Origin of the sequence: Sulfitobacter pacificus, from assembly GCF_030159975.1 — a bacterium.
GTDB lineage: Bacteria > Pseudomonadota > Alphaproteobacteria > Rhodobacterales > Rhodobacteraceae > Sulfitobacter > Sulfitobacter pacificus.
This window is the reverse complement of sequence record NZ_BSNL01000013.1, coordinates 1-2,500: the sequence shown is the minus strand read 5'-3', so window position 1 is coordinate 2,500 and position 2,500 is coordinate 1. Positions and strand designations below refer to the sequence as shown.

The 2,500-nt window shown below is 52.5% G+C and carries 1 rRNA gene (cut by a window edge); it reads left to right on the top strand.

Annotated elements, in window-relative coordinates:
- Positions 1 to 2,358, top strand: a 23S ribosomal RNA gene (locus tag QQL78_RS20090); it begins 474 nt to the left of the window's first position.
- Positions 2,359 to 2,500: the final 142 nt, after the last annotated feature.

Below are 2,500 nucleotides of genomic sequence, written 5' to 3'. Positions count from 1 at the left end.
GTGAACCAGTACCGTGAGGGAAAGGTGAAAAGCACCCCGACGAGGGGAGTGAAACAGTACCTGAAACCGAACGCCTACAATCAGTTGGAGGGGCTTTACGCCCTGACAGCGTACCTTTTGTATAATGGGTCATCGACTTGGTCTCACAAGCAAGCTTAAGCCGTTAGGTGTAGGCGTAGCGAAAGCGAGTCTTAATAGGGCGTTGAGTTTGTGGGATCAGACCCGAAACCGAGTGATCTAGGCATGGCCAGGTTGAAGGTTAGGTAACACTAACTGGAGGACCGAACCCACATCTGTTGAAAAAGATCGGGATGAGCTGTGCCTAGGGGTGAAAGGCCAATCAAACTCGGAGATAGCTGGTTCTCTGCGAAATCTATTTAGGTAGAGCGTCGACCGAATACCCTCGGGGGTAGAGCACTGGATGGGTAATGGGGACTCACCGTCTTACTGATCCTAACCAAACTCCGAATACCGAGGAGTACTAGTCGGCAGACACACGGCGAATGCTAACGTCCGTCGTGAAGAGGGAAACAACCCTAACCTCCAGCTAAGGCCCCTAATTCATGGCTAAGTGGGAAAGCAGGTGAGACGACCAAAACAACCAGGAGGTTGGCTTAGAAGCAGCCATCCTTTAAAGATAGCGTAACAGCTCACTGGTCTAAATAAGTTGTCTTGCGGCGAAGATGTAACGGGGCTCAAGCCATGAGCCGAAGCTGAGGATGCATTTATTGCATGGTAGCAGAGCGTAGTGTGACATAGTTCCATGTGTCCTTAACTCCCTCGGGAGTATTGGACACAAGGAGCTTTCTGTGAAGCCGGCGCGTGAGCGATCCGGTGGAGAGATCACTAGTGAGAATGATGACATGAGTAGCGACAAAGAGTGTGAGAAACACTCTCGCCGAAAGTCCAAGGGTTCCTGCTTAAAGCTAATCTGAGCAGGGTAAGCCGACCCCTAAGGCGAGGCCGAAAGGCGTAGTCGATGGGAACCAGGTTAATATTCCTGGGCCAGATGGAAGTGACGGATCTCGAGGGTAGTTCATCCTTATCGGATTGAATGGGCTGCTTAGAGGTCCCTGGAAATAGCTCCATCGCTAGATCGTACCCTAAACCGACACAGGTGGACTGGTAGAGAATACCAAGGCGCTTGAGAGAACTATGTTGAAGGAACTCGGCAAAATACCTCCGTAAGTTCGCGAGAAGGAGGCCCGGTTCCTAGGCAACTAGGGGCTGGGGGCACAAACCAGGGGGTGGCGACTGTTTATTAAAAACACAGGGCTCTGCGAAGTCGTAAGACGACGTATAGGGTCTGACGCCTGCCCGGTGCCTGAAGGTTAAAAGGAGGGGTGAGAGCTCTGAATTGAAGCCCAGGTAAACGGCGGCCGTAACTATAACGGTCCTAAGGTAGCGAAATTCCTTGTCGGGTAAGTTCCGACCTGCACGAATGGCGTAACGACTTCCCCGCTGTCTCCAACATAGACTCAGCGAAATTGAATTACCTGTCAAGATGCAGGTTTCCCGCGGTTAGACGGAAAGACCCCGTGCACCTTTACTACAGCTTCACACTGGCATTAGGCCGAACATGTGCAGGATAGGTGGTGGGCTTTGAAACCGAGACGCCAGTCTCGGTGGAGCCTCCCTTGAGATACCACCCTTGTTCTGCTTGATGTCTAACCGCGGTCCGTTATCCGGATCCGGGACCCTGTGTGGCGGGTAGTTTGACTGGGGCGGTCGCCTCCTAAATCGTAACGGAGGCGCGCGAAGGTTGGCTCAGAGCGGTCGGAAATCGCTCGTTGAGTGCAATGGCAGAAGCCAGCCTGACTGCGAGACTGACAAGTCGAGCAGAGTCGAAAGACGGCCATAGTGATCCGGTGGTCCCAAGTGGGAGGGCCATCGCTCAACGGATAAAAGGTACGCCGGGGATAACAGGCTGATACTGCCCAAGAGTCCATATCGACGGCAGTGTTTGGCACCTCGATGTCGGCTCATCTCATCCTGGGGCTGGAGCAGGTCCCAAGGGTACGGCTGTTCGCCGTTTAAAGAGGTACGTGAGCTGGGTTTAGAACGTCGTGAGACAGTTCGGTCCCTATCTTCCGTGGGTGTAGGATACTTGAGAGGAGTTGCCCCTAGTACGAGAGGACCGGGGTGAACGATCCACTGGTGGACCAGTTGTTATGCCAATAGCAGTGCTGGGTAGCTATGATCGGACAGGATAACCGCTGAAGGCATCTAAGCGGGAAGCCCCCCTCAAAACAAGGTATCCCTGAGAGCCGAGGTAGACCACCTCGTCGATAGGCCAGAGATGTAAGCGTAGTAATACGTTCAGTTGACTGGTACTAATTGCTCGATAGGCTTGATTTGATCCAGTAGAAGCAAGACTTCACTACTCAAATCAAAAGCATACACAATACATTAGATGTACATGACTTGGACGCGTTAGACGTCGCCATCAGGAAAGATGGCGATGTCGCTTGTATCGCAAATACACCTCCGCAATGCCTAT